The sequence below is a fragment of the Psychrobacter sp. T6-1 genome (assembly GCF_052258445.1).
In genome coordinates this window covers 1-2,068 of record NZ_JBQQFC010000373.1, presented here as the reverse complement: position 1 = coordinate 2,068, position 2,068 = coordinate 1, and the positions used below count along the sequence as shown (strand labels likewise).

3 protein-coding genes are annotated in these 2,068 nt (G+C 37.4%); all 3 read left to right on the top strand.

Going from position 1 to position 2,068, the window contains the following annotated elements; genetic code table 11:
* On the top strand, positions 1 to 323 hold a 323-nt coding region (lspA, locus tag ACTXGO_RS12895; protein ID WP_443574810.1), incomplete at its 5' end, for a signal peptidase II.
* 333 nt (positions 324 to 656) lie between these two features.
* Positions 657 to 1,019, top strand: coding sequence for a DUF3817 domain-containing protein (locus tag ACTXGO_RS12890; protein ID WP_058023733.1), 363 nt, complete (start codon positions 657 to 659; stop codon positions 1,017 to 1,019).
* 564 nt (positions 1,020 to 1,583) lie between these two features.
* On the top strand, positions 1,584 to 1,832 hold the full coding sequence (locus ACTXGO_RS12885) for a recombinase family protein (RefSeq protein ID WP_228706492.1): 249 nt from the start codon (positions 1,584 to 1,586) through the stop codon (positions 1,830 to 1,832).
* Positions 1,833 to 2,068: the final 236 nt, after the last annotated feature.

The window sequence follows — 2,068 nt, the reverse complement described above, 5'->3', positions numbered from 1 at the left end:
GCTTTTTAGCCGACGCTGGCGGTTGGCAGAAATGGTTTTTCTCAGGCTTAGCTTTTGTAATGGCTATCTTTTTAACGATTTATTTAATCAAAGCGCCACGTACAGCCAAGCTATTGTCTATGGGGTTGGCCTTAGTGCTTGGCGGTGCGATTGGCAACTTAATCGATCGTTTAAGAATTGGCAAAGTGGTTGACTTTATCCATGTGCATTATGCTGATGTCTGGAATTATCCTATTTTCAATGTTGCAGATATAGGTGTCTGTGTCGGTGTAGCGTTGATTATAATTGATATGATATTTTTGGAAAGTAAGCGTAATGAATAAACAAGTGAATATTGATCAGTACAAATAAAAAGAACTAGCGTCATAGCTGCTCTATACGGAAAGATACTTTTTATACTCAAGTGTGTTTATAAAAATGCGAACTGGAAGGTGATATATGATTAATACAAATACTCTCTCATTCTATATCCCAAAACCCAATGCATAATTGTATGCGAGTGAACGCAGGATGATTTTGAAGTGGCTAGACGAAGGCGTGACGTGCTAAGTGGTAGATGACAAAAACCAGTACTTCAAAGCTCTGGACAGGGCCATTATTATAAAGACATTGAATACCGCCTAAATTATTTATTGAAATAACAAAAGGATAATATAGTGTCACATGCTCAGCTAACTATCAAACAAATACATAATCTTAGAAAAAAACAAAGTGCCGCATTAAAAAGCCTTACCATTATAGGCTACCTAGAAGGCACCTCTTTCTTATTATTGCTCTGTATCGCCATGCCACTAAAATATATGCTGGACATTCCAGAAGGTGTGAAATACATCGGTATGGCACACGGTATATTGTTTATTACCTATATCATAATACTTATAGGCTCAGCTATCAAAATGAAAATGCCTCTTTGGGCAATACCTGCGGGCGTACTCGGCTCACTCTTACCTTTTGGCCCGTTTATATTCGATCATTTACTAAAAAAGAATTTACAGGAAAGTGTAAGTAAAGAAGCCTAGAACAAGCCCTGCTGCAAATGCTACAAACGTACCTTATTACTCAAGATTATTTTTCCTAACTAAATCACAAGCCGCCATCACTCATCATGGCGACAAATGAATAACATTGAGCAGAAATTAATCACAATAAAATTTTAATTCAGACCCAGTATGAATAATCTAACACTCTAGTCACTTTTCGAACTTATCTTACATACTATCGACAAACCCGTATTGTTTAAAAGCTAAACAGGTTTTGTCATCCGCGATGGATTTCCTATTATCCTAGGGTATACCCCAGGGGCACTATCAAAACAGGTCTCTTAATCAATTAATAGTCTACTTATAATAGACTGCAATAATGGAACTACTTATAACAGACTATTTTAGGTGTTTATGTTTATCAGAGCATAGAGCGCCAATCAAAGATCAAGATGCCAAGCGTGCCAAAAGTGAGCTCATATAGCTTGCTGCTGATCATGGTCACAAAATTGCCGCCTTCTATGTTGAAAACGAGTCAGACGCAACTTTAATACGTCCACAGTTAATGTAACTGATAAATGATGCCCATGAAGGCGATATAATTTGGTTGAGCAGATTGACCGCTTAGCACGTTTAAACCAAGCTGATTGGGATACTCTCAAAAGAATGCTATTAGAAAAGAAGCTGGCGGTAGTATCAGAAGAGCTACCGACCTCTTATATAACGCCTCAATCTGATAGCAGCATTGAATTTATGAGCAGCGTATTACAGGCCATCAATTCGATGATGCTTTATATGCTCGCTGCTATTGCTAGAAAGGACTATGAAGATCGACGTAACCGTCAGATGTAAGGTATTTCTCGTACTAAGGTAGAAAGTAAATATTCAGGACGTAGGAAAGATACCGAGAAGCGTAAGATTATCGCTAGCCTTCTGAAATCTGGGCGTAGTTATTCTGAAATACAAGCTACAGCTAAGTGCTCGCGTCATTTGATAGCTGTATAGCTAAATAAATACTCAAATACTCAAATACTCAAATACTCAAATACTCAAATACTCAAATACTCAAATACTCAAATACTCAAATA